Annotated in this window: 19 protein-coding genes; 14 read left to right on the top strand and 5 right to left on the bottom strand. The window is 42.2% G+C overall.

Translation table 11 applies throughout. The annotated features are described in order from the left end of the window. The first annotated feature begins 6 nt into the window (after positions 1–6). The 11 genes from PY364_RS15900 (at position 7) to PY364_RS15850 (ending at position 11,553) form a co-directional block, all read left to right on the top strand. On the top strand, positions 7–3,060 hold the full coding sequence (locus tag PY364_RS15900) for a response regulator (protein WP_275523948.1): 3,054 nt from the start codon (positions 7–9) through the stop codon (positions 3,058–3,060). A 10-nt stretch (positions 3,061–3,070) separates the two neighbouring features. Beyond that, positions 3,071–4,033: a diguanylate cyclase gene (locus PY364_RS15895; RefSeq protein ID WP_275523947.1), complete on the top strand. Its 963-nt coding sequence runs from the start codon at positions 3,071–3,073 to the stop codon at positions 4,031–4,033. A gap of 122 nt (positions 4,034–4,155) precedes the next feature. Further along, on the top strand, positions 4,156–4,410 hold the full coding sequence (locus PY364_RS15890) for a hypothetical protein (RefSeq protein ID WP_275523946.1): 255 nt from the start codon (positions 4,156–4,158) through the stop codon (positions 4,408–4,410). A 313-nt stretch (positions 4,411–4,723) separates the two neighbouring features. Continuing rightward, positions 4,724–5,722, top strand: coding sequence for an Hpt domain-containing protein (locus PY364_RS15885; RefSeq protein WP_275523945.1), 999 nt, complete (start codon positions 4,724–4,726; stop codon positions 5,720–5,722). A gap of 129 nt (positions 5,723–5,851) precedes the next feature. Then, positions 5,852–6,313, top strand: a complete 462-nt coding sequence (locus PY364_RS15880; RefSeq protein WP_275523944.1) for a Fur family transcriptional regulator — start codon at positions 5,852–5,854, stop codon at positions 6,311–6,313. 107 nt (positions 6,314–6,420) lie between these two features. Further along, positions 6,421–7,314: a hypothetical protein gene (locus PY364_RS15875; RefSeq protein ID WP_275523943.1), complete on the top strand. Its 894-nt coding sequence runs from the start codon at positions 6,421–6,423 to the stop codon at positions 7,312–7,314. Positions 7,315–7,669: 355 nt separating this feature from the next. Next, positions 7,670–7,888, top strand: coding sequence for a gas vesicle structural protein GvpA (gene gvpA, locus PY364_RS15870; protein ID WP_007357596.1), 219 nt, complete (start codon positions 7,670–7,672; stop codon positions 7,886–7,888). Positions 7,889–8,288: 400 nt separating this feature from the next. Beyond that, the gene (locus tag PY364_RS15865) at positions 8,289–9,344 is read left to right on the top strand and encodes a hypothetical protein (protein WP_275523942.1); all 1,056 of its coding nucleotides are present in this window, start codon (positions 8,289–8,291) and stop codon (positions 9,342–9,344) included. Between the two features lie 79 nt (positions 9,345–9,423). Continuing rightward, on the top strand, positions 9,424–10,647 hold the full coding sequence (gene gvpN / locus PY364_RS15860) for a gas vesicle protein GvpN (protein WP_275523941.1): 1,224 nt from the start codon (positions 9,424–9,426) through the stop codon (positions 10,645–10,647). 5 nt (positions 10,648–10,652) lie between these two features. Then, positions 10,653–11,045, top strand: coding sequence for a gas vesicle protein GvpJ (gene gvpJ / locus PY364_RS15855; RefSeq protein WP_275523940.1), 393 nt, complete (start codon positions 10,653–10,655; stop codon positions 11,043–11,045). 70 nt (positions 11,046–11,115) lie between these two features. Then, a complete protein-coding gene (locus PY364_RS15850) occupies positions 11,116–11,553 on the top strand; it encodes a gas vesicle protein K (RefSeq protein ID WP_275523938.1) in 438 nt (145 codons plus the stop codon). Positions 11,554–11,576: 23 nt separating this feature from the next. On the opposite strand, the gene PY364_RS15845 is transcribed toward PY364_RS15850, so the two are convergent. Further along, positions 11,577–11,876, bottom strand: coding sequence for a putative quinol monooxygenase (locus PY364_RS15845; RefSeq protein ID WP_275523937.1), 300 nt, complete (start codon positions 11,874–11,876; stop codon positions 11,577–11,579). Positions 11,877–11,903: 27 nt separating this feature from the next. Between PY364_RS15845 and PY364_RS15840 the strand changes: the two genes are divergently transcribed. After that, a complete protein-coding gene (locus PY364_RS15840) occupies positions 11,904–12,158 on the top strand; it encodes a hypothetical protein (protein ID WP_275523935.1) in 255 nt (84 codons plus the stop codon). Positions 12,159–12,169: 11 nt separating this feature from the next. On the opposite strand, the gene PY364_RS15835 is transcribed toward PY364_RS15840, so the two are convergent. Continuing rightward, the gene (locus PY364_RS15835; protein ID WP_275523934.1) at positions 12,170–13,270 is read right to left on the bottom strand and encodes a site-specific DNA-methyltransferase; all 1,101 of its coding nucleotides are present in this window, start codon (positions 13,268–13,270) and stop codon (positions 12,170–12,172) included. A gap of 78 nt (positions 13,271–13,348) precedes the next feature. Further along, positions 13,349–14,104, bottom strand: coding sequence for a hypothetical protein (locus PY364_RS15830; protein WP_275523933.1), 756 nt, complete (start codon positions 14,102–14,104; stop codon positions 13,349–13,351). A gap of 172 nt (positions 14,105–14,276) precedes the next feature. On the opposite strand from PY364_RS15830, the gene PY364_RS15825 reads away from it, so the two are divergent. Further along, positions 14,277–14,747, top strand: coding sequence for a hypothetical protein (locus PY364_RS15825; RefSeq protein WP_275523932.1), 471 nt, complete (start codon positions 14,277–14,279; stop codon positions 14,745–14,747). Between the two features lie 352 nt (positions 14,748–15,099). Here the strand turns inward: PY364_RS15825 and PY364_RS15820 are convergent, their stop codons facing one another. Beyond that, entirely contained in the window at positions 15,100–15,594 is a 495-nt protein-coding gene (locus PY364_RS15820) for a hypothetical protein (protein ID WP_275523974.1), read from the bottom strand. Positions 15,595–15,644: 50 nt separating this feature from the next. Continuing rightward, positions 15,645–15,803, bottom strand: coding sequence for a hypothetical protein (locus PY364_RS15815; protein WP_275523931.1), 159 nt, complete (start codon positions 15,801–15,803; stop codon positions 15,645–15,647). 65 nt (positions 15,804–15,868) lie between these two features. Here PY364_RS15815 and aroA point away from each other — a divergent pair, with 65 nt between their 5' ends. Further along, positions 15,869–17,215 (top strand): 3-phosphoshikimate 1-carboxyvinyltransferase, encoded by a 1,347-nt coding sequence (gene aroA, locus PY364_RS15810; protein WP_275523929.1) that lies wholly within the window; start codon positions 15,869–15,871, stop codon positions 17,213–17,215. The last annotated feature ends 47 nt before the right edge of the window (positions 17,216–17,262 follow it).

The following is a 17,262-nucleotide window of genomic DNA, read 5'->3' as shown; positions in this document are numbered from 1 at the left end:
GTAATTATGCAACCTCTGAATGCCAACGAACCACCAAATCTTACCCCTTCACAACTGATAGCTTTAGAAAAGCATACCGATGAATATGTGTACTATCCCGATTGTATTCAACCTCATGGCATTCTGTTAACACTGCAAGCACCAGACCTGAAAATTTTGCAAAGCAGTGAAAATGTCAAAGAGTTTTTTGGGATTTCAGCGGAGGCATTAGTTGGGAAGCATTTACAATGGTTATTTCCCAGCAATCAAGTAAATCAAATTACTGATATTCTGACCAAAGACAACCCAGAAATTTATAATCCATTTGAGCTAAAAACGCAACGAGGAAATGTAGAAACAGGGCAGGAAATAAAAACTCAAACCTTTACAGGGGTGCTACATCGAACAGTACATGAACTGATATTAGAACTGGAACCACTCTTCGTCAAAGAAAGTAATTATTCAAACCATTTTTCTCATCGGTTGCAATCAGCAATTGTCAGTCTTCGCAGCGCCATCAATCTTTCCGATTTAGCTCAGATTATTGCTAGAGAGGTAAAGGCGATAACTGGTTTTAATCGCGTTATGGTCTACCGTATTGAAACTGATAATTCTGGCGTAGTGATTGCTGAGGAAAAAGAGAATTTTAGAGAAAGCTATCTGGGATTTCACTATCCAGCGATTGACTTTCCTAAGCAAACTAGAGCGTCATTTTGTAGCAATAGAGTGCTACAAATCCCCAATATTAATTACACTCCGGTCGCTCTAATTCCTAGCAAAAATCCTTTAACAGATACATTGCTAGACATGAGTGCCTGCGTGTTAAGAGGAATTTCCCCATGCCACATTAAATACTTACAAAACATGGGCGTTTTTGGTTCGATGACGATTTCTTTAATCGATGACAAGCGCCTTTGGGGATTAATTGCCTGTCACCACTACAGCCCTAAATTAGTAGATTATGAAACTCGCAAAGCCTGTGAATTATTAGGACAGTTTGCCTCGCTTGAATTATTGCATCAGCAAGAGAAAGAGTTGCATCTTTACCGAAGGCAGGTAAAAAATATTCAGGATGAATTACAGCGAGAATTATTACGAGCATCAAATTTTATTGAACAGGTTTTGACTAAAAATACGGTTCAATTACTGGTTTTAGTTCGTGCTTATGGAGCGGCAATTTTAATGGACGGAAACCTAACTTTAGTAGGGCAAACACCTTCTGAATCTGAAGTTTCCGATCTAGTAGAATGGTTAGTGCAGAACAACATGGAACGAGTATTTGCCACTAATTTCTTGTCTAGTATTTATCCCAAGGCAAAGCAGTTTAAAGACAAAGCTAGTGGTATTCTAGCTATTTCAATTTCCCTGAGCCAAGTCAAACAAAAGTCTTACCAGATAATCTGGTTTCGACCAGAACAATTTCAAACGATCAATTGGGCAGGTAATCCTCAAGCTGCGATCGCCATCGATGAAGTCGGGGAAATGCAACCCTCTCCCCGTAATTCCTTTAAACTTTGGAAAGAAATAGTACAAAATAAATCTTATCCCTGGCGGATGGAAGAGATTCAAACTGCTGCTGAAATGCGAAATACTCTCATGCTATCAGTGTTAGAATTTTCCCAAGCAGCATTGGAACAAGCAGCAGAACGTGCCGCGATCGCCAACCGTGCCAAAAGCCAGTTTCTTGCTAAGATGAGCCACGAATTGCGGACTCCTATGAATGCTATTCTAGGGTTTACTCAGATCATGAGTCGCAGCCAAAATATCCCCACTGAGTTTCAAGAGCATCTGGGAATTATCAGTCGCAGTGGAGAACATTTACTTACCTTAATTAATGATGTTTTGGAGATGTCCAAAATTGAAGCAGGTCAACTGGTGCTGAGGGAATCTTGCTTTGATATTGTCCGATTCATCCATTCTATTCAGGAAATGTTTGCTCTCAAAGCATCTGAAAAAGGGTTGATGCTCAGAATTGAACAGGAGATTAATGTCCCGGCTTATGTCTATGGCGATCAGGCAAAACTCCGCCAAATTTTGATTAATTTGCTTAGCAATGCGATTAAATTTACGGTAAATGGCAGTGTTACTTTGAGAATAAAAGTCATCCCAGAGACAGATGATGCGATTAGTTCATCAAAACTAGAAGCTTTAGGATCTGCGATCGCACTCTATCTTGAAGTTGAAGATACTGGATGCGGTATCGCCTTGTCCGATCTTGCATCCATCTTTGAAGCTTTCATGCAAACCGATCGAGGTCGCCATGCTCAAGGAACGGGTTTAGGTTTATCTATCAGTCGTCAGTTTGCTCGTTTGATGGGAGGTGATATCACAGTACAAAGCACTTTAAATCAAGGCTCAATCTTTACTTGTAAAGCGATCTTACATCTACCAGAATCCGTCGATCTGATAGAATCTAAAGTTAACCATCATGTTATCAGTTTGGAACCTGGACAAAAAACCTACCGAATTTTGGTAGCAGAGGATGTTCCAGTAAATCGGCAATTGCTGGTGACAGTGCTGGAGTCAGTCGGGTTTGAAGTCTCTGCCGTTACAAACGGGGTTGAAGCGATCGCCCGCTGGCAAAATTGGCATCCTCATTTGATTTTTATGGATATTCAAATGCCTGAGATGGATGGCTATGAAGCAACTCGTCAAATTCGGGCGAAGGGTGGAAAGGATAATGTGGCGATCGTTGCTTTGACGGCCTACGCTTTTGAAGAAGATCGCACTGCTAGTCTTCAAGCGGGATGTGATGACTATATTGCCAAACCGTTCACTGAAACCGTACTCTTCGACAAAATTGCACATTATCTGGGAGTCCGTTACTGTTACGCTGAAACATCCTCGTTAAAGCCACAGTCTGTAACTTTACAACAAAAAACTCTCTCTCCACAAGATTTGAAAATAATGCCGTTAAACTGGGTTACTCAAGTCAATGAAGCAGCATTGGATCTTAACGATACGAGGCTCCGCCAACTGATTGCTCAAATTCCTAGTGAGAATCAATTCCTAGTAGAAGCCTTGACCAATCTGGTCGATCGCTTTCAGTTAGAGGCGATTGCAGTTCTCACTGAGGCTTAAGGAGATAAATATGAATATTTTACTAAACTCTCCTGATGAAACAAATATCTTAATCGTAGATGATAACCCAGACAATCTGCGATTATTATCGAAAATATTGGAGGATCGGGGTTACATTGTTCGTAAATCTCTTAATGGTAAAATGGCACTACAAGCTGCCCATCGCGATCCCCCTGATTTGATTATATTGGACATCAATATGCCGGATATTAATGGCTATGAAGTCTGTAAGCAGCTCAAGGAATCTAAAGCTACACAAGACATTCCAATTATTTTTATTAGTGCGCTCGATCGGGTAAATGATAAAGTTCGGGCTTTTGAAATGGGTGCTGTAGATTATATTACTAAACCCTTTCAAGAGCAAGAAGTATTGATGCGAGTCAGAAACCAATTGCTCATTCAACAGCAATACCACCAACTCATTAAACAAAATCAACTTTTAGAGCAGGAAATTCAGGAGCGTTTGAGGGCTGAAGCAGAGGTAAGGCAGCTATCTATGACTGATGAATTAACAGGTATATATAACCGAAGAGGATTTTTTTTATTAGCAAATCAACAGCTAAAAATTGCCCAGCGTACACAAATGTCATGCTGTATTTTGTTTGCTGACTTAGATGGTTTAAAGAAGATTAATGACTCTTTCGGTCACGAAATTGGAGATAGAATTATAGCTGATGCAGCCTATATATTAAAGCAAACCTTTCGTGATTCTGATATAGTTGCTCGCTTAGGAGGTGATGAATTTGTAATATTCATTCCTGTCTGTTCTGTCGATACAGATAATTATCAAACTCGGCTACAAGCAGCTATCGATCGCTTTAACCAAGAACAGGCTCGCTCCTATCAACTATCTATGAGTATTGGTGTGAAGGAATGTGTTTTAGATAAGAGTGTTTCACTAGAACAATTGGTGGTAGAGGCTGATGAACTAATGTATGAGCATAAGCGTAGTAAATGGTTTAGAAAGCGTTAAAGCTTACTCGATCCAATATAACTAAATTCCTCTTCCTTCTTCCTTTGAGTTACCTCCTAAGATAGATGAGTTATTATCAATCTCGTTAGTATAGTAGGAAAAATTAATTACATTTTTGTGCTATGGCTTCCTCTCAACCACTCAAAGGCATTGAATTAATCGATTGTGCTAAAGCTAACGCCAAACAGGGAATTGAAACAGCCGCGCATTTGTGTGGCTACGGTTCTGAACTCAACATCTTTGGGCGCGAACTCAAACTAGCTTGCCAGAATATCGGCGTAGAAATCAAGGAGTTAAGTGACCTAATCACCGATCAGCAAACTATCAAAGAAGGTCTGGGAATTGAGGTGGCTCCAGATACTCCCTCAGAACTATAAGGGTTTGGGCGATCAAGAATGTCCTAACCGTTGTGGCGGTTGCTATAAATTCAATTTAAATTAAATTTTCAGTTTTTAGTTTTCATTAAATAGAATTGGGTAACGCTACACCCGCTAAAACGGCTCATCCGCCTTAATATCAGCCGCCCAACTGCACAGAGTAGCCTTAGAGACTTTTTTTAGTAGTGGGAGTGTACGGAGCTATAAAGGATAAAATATAGTGTCAAGATGAGCGAATAGCGACCAAGCATCAGTCGCGTTTCCAGCCACAGGGTGCTTTCTTGAGGGTGCACAGATTGTTAGGAGGACTCTTGTGTCAGACCAGCAAGACCGAATTATGGGTTTATTCATAGAAGAGGCTAAAGAACACCTCTATACCTTGGAACAAGGACTCGTGGATTTGCCAGCAACCATGAAAGACCCCGAAAATATAACAGAGATGTTTCGAGCCGCCCATTCGGTCAAAGGAGGCGCGGCCATGCTTAACCTTGACAGCATTAAGACAACTGCTCACCGCCTAGAGGATTGTTTTAAGATTCTCAGAGACGAACCCGCTACGAAGGTAGACCAAACGTCAGTATCCCTATTTCTCAAGGGAGTTGATACTCTTAAGGAATTATTTGAGCGTCTGCAAGGGCCTTTTGGCTTGAGGAATGAAGAGGCTAATGGCATTGTGCAGAAGGTGATGCCAGTTTTTGCTCAACTGGAAAATCATCTCAACGCTTTGGTGAGTGGAAAAGTACCTGCGGCGGCGAAGGCTGCACCTGCGGCGAAGGCTGCACCTGCGGCGAAGGCTGGGGCTGTACCTGCGAATTTTGCGGCTCAGGTGATGGCTGTACTCAAAGTCATGTTGCAACTATTTAAACAGCCAGAATCCCCTGCTTCTCGCAAGCAGTTGGTGACGGCCTGTACTCGCCTTGAACCCTTGGGAGGAGGGATCGAGACTTGGCAAAGTTTAGTCAAGATTGCAAAGGCTGCGATCGCCAATCCCAAGAACTCTTACAAAATTCTTGCTCCTCTAATTATCAAGGAACTTAAGGACGCAGGGGATCTAGTACAAGGTGGTAAAGCTAAAGCGATCGCGCCTTCTAAAAATTTGCAGCAATTAGCGGGTTTACAGTCAAAAGCCCCCGCTACTACAGCATCGGTACCACCATCAGCCACCGCCGCACCCCCAGCATCAGCTTCTAAGCAGATCGCTATCCCCGCAGAACCGAAGGCGGTAGTTAAGGTTTTGCTTCAAACCTTTGATAAAAAGCAACTGTCAGAAATTGCTAAGTTACTGGTTCAAGCTATCAAGGCTTCTCCCTAATTGGGAACGGAGGAAATGGGGAGCAGGGAGGCAGGGATAATGGGAAAGATTTAACTTCCTCATCTCCCTCCCCCGCTCCCTTACCTTGGTGGAAAGTCTTAAGATAGAATTAAATTTGAGGCGACGGTCGTGAAACCAATTCGTTCTTTAGAAGATGCTTTGAACCGCTGTCAGACAATGGGTATGCGTCTGAGCCGCCAGCGCCGCTTTGTACTGGAACTCCTATGGCAAGCAAGGGAACACCTCTCGGCTCGCGAAATTTACGACCGATTAAATCAGCAAGGTAAGGCAATCGGTCATACTTCTGTGTATCAAAATTTAGAAGCGCTCTCAAGAGAGGGGATTATAGAGTGCATTGAGCGTTCGGAGGGAAGGTTGTATGGCAATATTAGTGACTCCCATTCTCACGTTAACTGTCTTGATACCGGACAAATTTTAGATGTTAACGTAGAATTGCCTAAAGAATTAATTGAGCAAATCGAGCAGCAAACTGGTGTTAGGATCGCGGACTATCGGATCGATTTTTTCGGCTACCGTTTACCTGATGCTGCGATCGCACAGTCTGAGAAAGATACGCCAAAAGCTTCTTAAAGGGGTTAACGGCAGTTGACAAAATACCGAGAATTACCTATATTTTAAACAGGTAATTCTCGGTAAAGCAGTAAATAAAGTAAGATTTAACCAGGCTCTATAATCAGATGACGCTTACATACTGCAAAGCAATCCCGACACCTATAGATGAGTTGAATGCCATAGGTAAAACTCAGCTAGAAATGTTTTTGAGTGCTTACACACCAATATTTCACTCTTCAGTATGTGAAACCGTCAACTTTATGATGTTAGGAGAAGGATTTAATAAGTCGCAATGGAACACACACCTACAAAAAACTTACGGTATTAATAAACGTCATGCCAATGGTGTAATTTCATCGGCTAAGGGTGCTGTTGATGGTGCTAAGGAATGCCGTATTTCACACATAAAAACCTTAGAAGGCAAAGCTAAATCTTGCGAAGCTTGGCTGAAAAGGGCTGAGAGAAAACTCAAATTAGCTCGTAAGTTTTACGCTAAAAAGAACTGGCAAAACAGTAAAAGTGGCTGTGTATTTCCGTTGTCTAGTTCCCTAAAGGATCGTCAAACTAACTGGCAAAACTTACGCTTTCAGATACACAACAAAAAACGTAAGCTGACCAGGTATCGGCAAATATTATCCGTCTTAAAGTCAATCCCTGTAAGGGTTAGAGTCCCCAATAATCAAGCCTTGATTGTTGGCTCTAAGGATGAATCTTACGGCAATCAGGTGTGTCAGTGGAATGGTGACAATTTAAGATTTAGAGTGCCAGTTTGTTTAGAATCTAAGTTTGGTAAAAATGTAGATTCTCAGATTGGCAACTTCCCTCGCAATATTAACAGATTACCTGCTACGGGTGCTAAAACTTGGCACTTCTACTACAAGGATGATAAATGGTGTGTTGCGGTGAGTTTTACAGCGTCAGAGGTTGAGCAGGTATCGCGTTCTGTGTTAGTTATCGGCCGCAGGGGAATGAGATTGTCGGAAAAGATACCAGGCTCCAAACGTGCTTTGTTGAGGTGAATTCAACAAAGCACGTTTGGAGCCTGTGGCATCAACTGAATAAAAAAATCAAGCAATCTGGAATAATAACTAATAGACATAGTTACTATTCTAACTCTAACTGGGATTTCCTGGGCAACCTCGACATTGAGGAAGCGTAAGCGATAGGAAAGATTGCTTAAGAAACTTACACTGCTGAGTATTGCTAGGTTTACCTAGATTTTTAAAAGCGGTTATATACCCAAAAATCAAATGGATGTGATCTAGATTAAGGTAGATTTACTGATTTCGATGGGATGAAACTTGAGTATGATGGGTGAAAGGCCGAAAATGTGCAGAACAACGCGCCTTAAACTGAACTTGAGGGAATTGAATCATGGCTGTTGAAAAAGTAAACTCATCCTCTAGCTTGGCTGAAGTGGTTGACCGCATTTTGGACAAGGGGATTGTGATTGATGCGTGGGTACGTATTTCTCTCGTTGGTATCGAATTGATAGCTATCGAAGCTCGGATCGTGATTGCTTCGGTGGAAACCTACCTGAAGTATGCTGAAGCTGTTGGTTTGACTTCTCAAGCAGCGGTTCCTTCTGTTTAGCTAGAATAGAGAATGGGAAATGGGGAATGGGAAATGGGAACTGAACATTAAGGGTGCAAATATATAGGAGTGCAGAGGTGCATAATACGCTACAAGAATTAAGCTCGGTTCCTAATTTCCTTTCCTTTGACCTTCGCGCCTGATTGATCCCGCACCCAATTGATATCGATACTGATTAAAGATTTGGATGCGGGATAATGGGGACTAAAAAACCCAGATTAGGATAAAAATTTTAAGACAGACAGGACTTACGCAAAACTATCCGTAACGCCGCCTTCTAGGCGGTTAGAATACCGCCTAGAAGGCGGCGTTACGTAATCGTGCGTAAGTCCTGACAGATTAGCCCCGGTATTTGGGCAAAAACGAAATGGTATAACTGAATCAGGAGGTAACTCTGCTCATGGCTCTTTTAGATGAGTGGCGATCGCAAAGGGAAGAGCGCCAGCAAGAGGTGCGATCGCGCCAGCAAGAGGTGCGATCTACTATTGCTTCGCTACAAGAAGTACGTCTGACTCAAGGATTGCACGATCGCAATTGGAGACAGCAGGCATATATAAATTTGCAGCAGCAGACGCAGCGATTTTTGACGGCGACAAGCTCTAACCGCCGCATTCAAGCTGAGTTGTTGGCTGAAAAACTTGATGAATTTGCGCGATCGCTTTCGTTGCAAACAGCTCAGTTTTTGGCGGAGATTACAACAGATAGAGAAAAACTGGCAACGGCGACACTTAAAGAGTTGCGCGAATTTCACGTAAATCTGAGTGCAACTCTGGCTGATTTGCGCCAACAACGCCAAAATCGGATCGAAGTGCTCAAAAACCAGACGCAAGAACTTTTAACGGCAAGTTACTTGCAGCGAATTCAAACTCAAGCGCAATTAAATCGCCAATTAACTGTCTGGATGGAAGCTTTGCGATCGGATATTCAAAGCTATTTGCAAGAGTTGGAATTGATGGGTGAAGCCAGGAGACGACAGTTACATCAATCTTTTCAGGAATCGAGAGCTCAGCGTTTGGTAGAGGCTCAACAAATACGCGATCGCCACGCTCGTTTTCAAGCTCAATTGCATTTATATCGCCAAAATCTGCAATTTGAGGTTTGGGGCGAACATAGTAAGATGATATCCAAGTCCCATCAACAGCACCATCAAGGCAGTAAGGTAGTCTCTAAACCTGTCGCTGCTGAAGCTCAAATCAAGTTAGATACAAATGTTAAAGCTCAGCCTGTGGAAGCTGTAAAGCCAAATATGACGGTACTACAAGAGCAACAGGTTTATAACTACATTCGTCAGGGTAAGGGGGCACGGCTAACGGAAATTGAGGCAGCAACGGGGCTAAGTCGCGTCCAAACTGTGGATGCACTGCGATCGCTCCTGCAAAAAGGTTCAATTGTCCAGCGCGATCGCCTTTACTTGAGTGTAGATGCAGTTAAAGTTCCCGTTACTATCACACGCTAAAGTTAGCCGTTAACCGTTAACCGTTAACCGTTAACCGTTAACCGTTAACAGCCATCATAAAACTCAAAACTAAATTGCTATGACTACAGTGCTCAGAGCGCGCCCTAAAGGATTTGTTAATACCCACGCCACCGAAGAAATGGCACTCAGGGCTCTGAGGTATCTAAAATCAGGCTTTGGCGTACATTTGCGCGGCGCTGCGGGTACGGGAAAAACAACTTTGGCACTGCATTTAGCAGATTTATTAGCACGTCCAACAGTGCTGATGTTCGGCGATGACCAACTCAAAAGTACCGATTTAATTGGCAATCACTCAGGTTACACGCGCAAAAAAGTAGTCGATAATTACATCCACAGCGTCATTAAATTAGAAGATGAATTGCGGCAAAACTGGGTTGATTCAAGATTAACTTTGGCTTGTCGCGAAGGCTTTACTTTAGTTTATGACGAGTTCAATCGTTCTCGTCCAGAAGTTAACAATGTATTGCTTTCAGCTTTGGAAGAGAAACTGTTAGTGCTGCCACCTAACGGTAACAAGTCAGAATATATTAAGGTACACCCAGAATTTCGAGCAATTTTCACTTCCAACTCAGAAGAATATTCTGGAGTTCACGATACCCAAGATGCCTTAATGGATCGGTTGGTAACGATGAATATGCCAGATCCAGATGAGGAAACTCAGCAGGAAATAATAGTGCAGAAGCTGGGGATAAATGAAGAATATGCTCGCAGAATTGTACAGTTAGCAAGAGAGTTTCGCCATCGAATCGGCACTGAGAAAGCTTCAGGTATGCGCCCCGCTTTAATCATTGCTAAAATTTGTCAGGAACATGGAATTGCAGCCACAGCAGAAAGTGTAGATTTTCGAGAGATTTGTGGAGATGTGCTTTTATCTCGCTGCGGTAAACCATTAAAAATTGCTACAACTATTCTAGGAGAATTGTATAGAGAACTTTCGGCAGATTGGCCTGTTTTGGAAGAATGGCAATCTAACGGGTTATTGCTAGAAGATCGGAACCAAGATGTCAACACCACAAGCCAAAATTTAGATACAATAGATGAATCAGTCGCCGTTACTCAGACTCAGGAATTGACGCAGGAATTAATGAATCGTGCTCAAGCGCTTTGCGAAGAGGAAGTTTACACTTATTTGCAAAATTCTCGCGGCGCAAGGGTTGGCGAGATTGAAGCGGCTTTAGGTATTAATCGAGTACAGACTATTGACGCGCTGCGATCGCTAATTAAAAAAGGTGTTTTAAAACAGCAGCAAAACCGTTTATTCGTAACTCAGGGAGATAATTAATAGTAATGACGCAATCAATACGCCCTCCTAGTGCTGCAAATCGAAGTATGCCTACTTCAACGGCAGGTTCTACCTTGGCAGATGTGCTAGAAAGAGTTTTGGATAAAGGAATTGTAATTGCCGGAGATATTTCGATTTCTGTTGGTTCAACGGAGTTACTAAGTATCCGCATTCGCTTGTTGGTTGCTTCAGTGGATAAAGCTAAGGAAATGGGAATTAATTGGTGGGAAACTGACCCTTATTTGAGCAGTCAGGCGCGGACTTTGACGGAATCCAATCAAATGTTATTAGAACAAGTGAAGAGGTTAGAGGCAGAAATGCGATCGCTGAAATCCCTAGTTGCCAGTCAGCCGCCAATAGCTGAATCAGTGAATGCTGAGTTACAAATAAAAGAATAATAAATTAATGGCTAATTGCTAATTGCTAATTGCTAACTTCGCGATCTTACTTATCCTTCCTATCTCCTATATGCTTGTCCCCAATTCTGAAAAATCTAGCAAAGATTCTGGTTTAGCACCGCTGTTACTAACGGTAGTTGAACTCATCCGTCAATTGATGGAAGCGCAAGTAATTCGCCGCATGGAAGCTGGCATTTTAAGTGATGCAGAATTAGATCGTGCGGCTGAGAGTTTGAAGCAGTTGGAAGCGCAAGTTTTACAAATGTGTGAGATATTTGAAATCGATCCTGCTGACTTAAATTTGGATTTATCAGAAATTGGGACTTTACTACCAAAGTCTGGCGGGTATTATCCGGGAGAAACTTCTAGTAATCCGTCAGTTTTAGAATTATTAGATAGACTGCTGAATACGGGAGTTGTGGTAGAAGGAAGTGTAGATTTAGGTTTAGCTAAATTGAATTTAGTTCATGCTAAGTTGCGGTTAGTTTTGACTTCTAAACCAGTTTAAATAACTAACTATTAATTAATAGCTTACATCAGCAATTGATAACGACGAATATCTGGAGGTGCGGCTGCTATACCTTCTAATTTAGGTAATGCTGCTTGGATATGTGTAGAGGCGAGATGTGCGTCAAGTAAAGCATCGCTTTCCCACTCTTCAACAAAGGTAAAATCTGTGGGATTAGTGGTATTTTGTAAGAGTTCGTATATGATGCAGCCTTGTTCTTTACGGGTGGGTTCGATGATGCTGAGTAGAAGGGTTTTAAGTTCTTCTACTTTGTCGGGAAGTGCGACTAGGCGAGCGACTACTCGGAGGGTTTGTTTTGACATAGAAGAAAGGAGAATTAGCTATTTTTATTGAATTTACGGATTTTAACGGGGCTAATACTGTTATCAGTAACTATTGTACCGCTGAATGGATATCGATTTCTGGGAAAAGATATTGACTTTGGTAAAGCAGGTGCAATTATCGAAGTTCAGTTTTCTCACTATGCTTTATGGACTGTATACAATGCTCAAACCTCAAGAACAATATTAACCCAGGAAGAACGGCAATGTCAAATAATTGCTGGGCGATTTTCTCACAGTCAATGTCGGCTTCATATCCTCTAAAATATCACAGATTAGCTCCACAATTCTAGTTGGATATACTCTGTTATTTGTTGAGGTGAATTATTTGTTTTCTTACCATTTCCATTTAGTTTGGAATCTACAGGTCTATCTTTGCCACGAATATCAGCAGCAAAAGCCGATTCTTCATAAAGTAAACGCTCTTCCATCTCTTGTAAATGATATTCTTCCGGGTATATCTTAGCCTTACTGCGTTCTGTTGCTTTTTCACCTACTTGTACATCAAAACGAAATTTATCAATTGGTTTACCTGTCTTTTCCACGTAATTACGAAGAGTTTTTAAATTGGGAAAATAACCGTTATCATCTGGTTCTCCACTTAAACGCCGTAGAGCAATTTGATGATATTTTTCATCAGCTTCGGCTCCTAAAAAATGACGTTCGTGGTTTCTAGCTACAACTGCTACAGTACCCGATCCTATATAAGGATCGAGAACGACTTCACCTTTTAGAGTTGTAACTAAAACAATTCGAGCTATCAAGTCTTCTGGAAATTGACAAGGATGTATTGTTTGTTCCTCATGGTTATGTTTCACATTTCGGAACATCCAGATATCGCCGGGGTTTTTTCCATCAGGATTGCAGGAGAGTTGACCTTTGCGATCGCCTCGGAAATGCTTTTTATTTTGATACTTTTGCGGCACTCTGATCGCATCTAAGTTAAATGTATAGGTGTCAGATTTTGTGAACCAAAGTATAGTTTCATGGCGGCAAGAAAATTTTTTTTGAGCGTGAAGTCCATGCTGTCTCGCCCAGATAATTCTATTCCGAGGAATTAACCCGCAAGATTCTAAAATGGGAAAGAAACGAATATCAAGTGGAATTAGCATTCCTCGCTCAGAAAAAGCACCGATTTGCCAGAAAAGCGAACCGGATTTTTTAAGAACACGACTACATTCTCGGAGCACAACTCTCTGATCGTCCAAATAAATTTCCAGAGCTTGCCTTGCCTCGTATTCCTTCCCTAAATTGTAGGGGGGCGAGGATACAACCAAGTCAACACATTCATCTGGCAAGCTTCTCAGTAGTTCAATACAATTCCCTAGAAAAATTTTATCTAGGAGTATATTTTGTTTGTTCTGATACTGTTGCATTTTGCTTAATCTTGAGTTGATTTGAGAAATGTTATAATTAACCCAAAATAACCTAATGTTAGGTTTTGGTCAAATCAATTAACTCTTGGGAAAAAAACGCTTGTTTTCCCTACAATATTGCCATGCGATTGCCTCTGGATCTTTCTGATAACTCCATTCTGAGAACTCAGTCTTAACCTTCCACTTGCTAACAGTAGTAGGATGAACATTTAACCGATTAGCAAGTTCCACCTGAGTCAGCAAAAGTTTTGATTTTTCAACCTCTTTACCTTGGGAAAGTGGGAACAATTCGGGACTTTTACGCTTCTCTTCCTGCTGATTCCTAACTTCCACAGGAGTTATAGACAAATCTTTGATAATAGCCCGATCTGAAAGATTCATAGCATCCTGCAACGGTGGATCTACTGTAAGATGTAAATCACCTACAAAATCATACTCTTCACTTTTATTAAGAGATTGGGCAGTTTGAAAATAATATATTATTCCGCCTTGCTCAGTAATTTCAAATTCAGCCGCAAATTCTTTAGCCCGTTCATCTAAATATTGCTGAACTTGTGTACCTGAAAACTTAGCATTCATAGCCAAATCCAAAACAGTAACTCGCCCTTTATTTTCTTGAATTAACTGATAAAAGACTGCATCCAAATGAGCTAGTTTATGCTGCTGTTGTCGCTGATAGCGTTTCCAGGCCCAGCCAAATCCCCCCATAACTGCGATCGCTAGCAAGAAACGCCAGGATTCTAAAGTAGCAACCACGCCGAAGGAAATAGGGAGGAGCACAGTTAGATACGCCAAAATTCTGCTATTCTCTATATTGTTGCTGCTTTTGACCATAGTTTCTAATTCAACTTATATAAGTAGAAGACAGATAACTTACGTAACGCCGCCCTCGCTTGCGGTCAATTACCGCCCAGAGGGCGGCGTTACGGTAACAAAAAAAAGTCTGTTTTACAAATCATGTAGAATTACCATCTCTAAAATTTATCATTATTTGAGGATAGAATTCATGTCGTTTTTTCGCAAACAGGCTAGTATTATAGCAATATTTGTTTGTTATTTGCTATTAACTGCCTGCGATGAGACTAAAGTTGTCCAATGTAATAAACTCATTCAAGTGGTCAACAAAGGAAACGCTCTGATTGATTCTAAAAAAGATAACAGCGATGTGGCAAGTACAAAAAATCTTGCTAATGCTCTCAATAAGACGGCAAAAGAACTAGATACCTTAGACTTAACGGAAACAAATCTTAAAGGGTTTCAGACGCGATTGAGCAAAGGATTTCGAGAACTTAGCGAACCACTTAACGACATGGCTAAAGCTCTAGATACTGGGAAAAATGCCTCGACTACCTCAGAGGGACGAGAGCAGATCGAAAAAGCTAAGAAAGATTTAGCTAAAGCCGGTCAAGCCGCTAATAAAGCTGCCAAGAATCAAGATGCCTTGACTTCTAAACTTGCGGTTTATTGTAGTAAATAGGTAATTGTTAGTTGTTAGTTGTTAGTTGTTAGTGGTTAGTTGTTGGTTGCTGGTTGTCATTGCGTTGGCGTAGCCTGCGCGTAGCGCTTACGAAGTGAAGCAATCGCAAGCTATAGGAGTGACTAGCCATATATATTCTATATAACCACGATCGGAGGGCTAAAGCCCAACTACATACCTCGTCTATTGGAGAAAGGGTATATCATTCTTAGCAATTAGCACCTCGAAGCGATATCGACCTATTGCGATTGCTTCGCTACGCTCGCAATGACAACCAATACCTAACATTAACAATGAACAACGAACAACCAACAACTAACCACTAACCACTAACAATCAACAATTACCAAATTCAATGATGAATTTCTAAGTTTAAAACATAGTATCCCAATTGTATTTTTTCCGACCATAACTCATATTCTAACCGTAGATGTTCTGGTAAAGGCCGTCCTGTCAAAATCAATTTGCGGGTGAAATTACGGAGCCGTAATTGTCCCGGAGTTATGAATGATTCGCTCTGGAGCCAATAGCGACTCAGGCCGTACATTTCTCGTTCCCAAAGGTGACGATAACTGTAATTGCCATTGCCTTGCATTGTCATAATCACTCGGTAAGGCGAAACCTCTAACCACAGAAGTCGGGGTTTTGTGACTGCTGGCAAAGTAGCGACATCTTCAGAAGCGGAACCTTGAGGTTCCTTGTCAAGAATTGCTGGTTCGTGTAACAGCAAGTGGAATTGATCGCGGTCTTTTTGATAGAGTGTGGCAGCGGTTTCAACAACTGACCATAGCGGTAAATCTGTAGATACTAGGGAAAGACTTACAGGCTTGCGGTGATGCGTCAGCATAAAATTTGAGCGCTCTTGGGGATAATTAGTCATTAGCCATTAATTATGAGTCATCGATCGAAAGTCATTAGTGAGAACCGCCAACGGGCAAAGGATAACTGACAAAATGCACCGATCGCAACCACCAAGACAATTAAGATATTCTTAATTACTGAAACCCTTGCTGTGATTGCCTTTTCCTTCTTTTTTCTTCCTTCTTCCTTTGGCATAGTAACTGACTAATGACTGGGAAAGCGGTAGGATAGCTAACGCAGTCCCACCCCAGTTTATCTCAATGCCACCAGTCATAGTCACTGCGAAAACCGCTGAAAATGAAACTTTAATAATTCAAACACCTACATCGGGTCTGTCGCTACAAGGCCGTATCCGAATTCCGGGGGATAAATCTATTTCTCACCGAGCTTTGATGTTGGGAGCGATCGCCTCTGGAGAAACTACTATAGAGGGACTGCTTTTAGGGGAAGACCCCCGCAGCACGGCTAAATGTTTCTCGCTGATGGGAGCCGAAATTTCTAAACTTAATGCTGAATTAGTGCGGGTCAAAGGCTTTGGACTCGGCGAGTTACAGGAACCGAGAGACATATTAGATGCTGGTAACTCTGGTACGACGATGCGGCTAATGATGGGGATTTTAGCCTCTCACCCCGGACGATTTTTTACTGTTACGGGAGATAATTCCCTGCGATCGCGCCCCATGTCCCGCGTTGTTAAACCCCTATTGCAAATGGGGGCTCAAATTTGGGGTAGGGAAGGAAATTCTCTCGCACCCTTGGCCGTACTCGGACAGCAGCTAAAACCCATTCACTACCATTCTCCCATCGCCTCAGCTCAAGTTAAATCCTGCATTTTACTAGCGGGTTTAATGATAGAGGGAGAAACAACAGTTACGGAACCCGCTCTTTCACGGGATCATAGCGAACGGATGTTACGAGCTTTTGGAGCTAAAGTTAGTGTCGATCCTGAAACTTGCAGCGTCACGGTAACGGGCCCAGCGAAACTCCAAGGTCAAGCTGTAATCGTCCCTGGTGACATCAGTTCCGCAGCCTTCTGGCTTGTAGCAGGAGCTATTGTTCCTGGTTCTGAGCTAACTATTGAGAATGTCGGCGTTAATCCTACCCGTACTGGCATTTTAGAAGCTTTGGCAATGATGGGAGCCGACATTGAGCTACAAAATCAGCGAGTAGTAGCTGGGGAACCCGTCGCCGATATTTTTGTCCGCAATTGCGGACAATTGAAGGGTTGCACCCTCTCCGGTGACTTAATCCCTCGCTTGATTGACGAAATCCCGATTTTAGCAGTAGCGGCGGTATTTGCCGAAGGGACGACAACAATTCGGGATGCGGCGGAGTTGCGCGTAAAAGAAAGCGATCGCTTAGCTGTGATGGCAAGCCAGCTCAATCGCATGGGAGCCAAGATTACAGAATTACCCGACGGTTTAGAAATCACCGGGGGGACGGCTTTGACGGGTACAGACGTTGACAGTCACACAGATCATCGGATTGCCATGAGCCTCGCGATCGCGGCTCTGAACGCTTCTGGTTCTACCGCTATCCACCGCGCCGAGGCCGCCTCTATCTCCTACCCAGATTTCACAGCGACTTTGCAACAAGTCTGCGGTTAACAGTTAACAGTTAACAGTTAACAGTTAACCGTTAACTGTTAACTGTC

This window comes from Kamptonema sp. UHCC 0994 (assembly GCF_029167235.1).
Lineage (GTDB): Bacteria > Cyanobacteriota > Cyanobacteriia > Cyanobacteriales > Microcoleaceae > Kamptonema.
The sequence above is the reverse complement of the archived record's forward strand: the minus strand, read 5'-3'. Positions and strand labels throughout refer to the sequence as shown.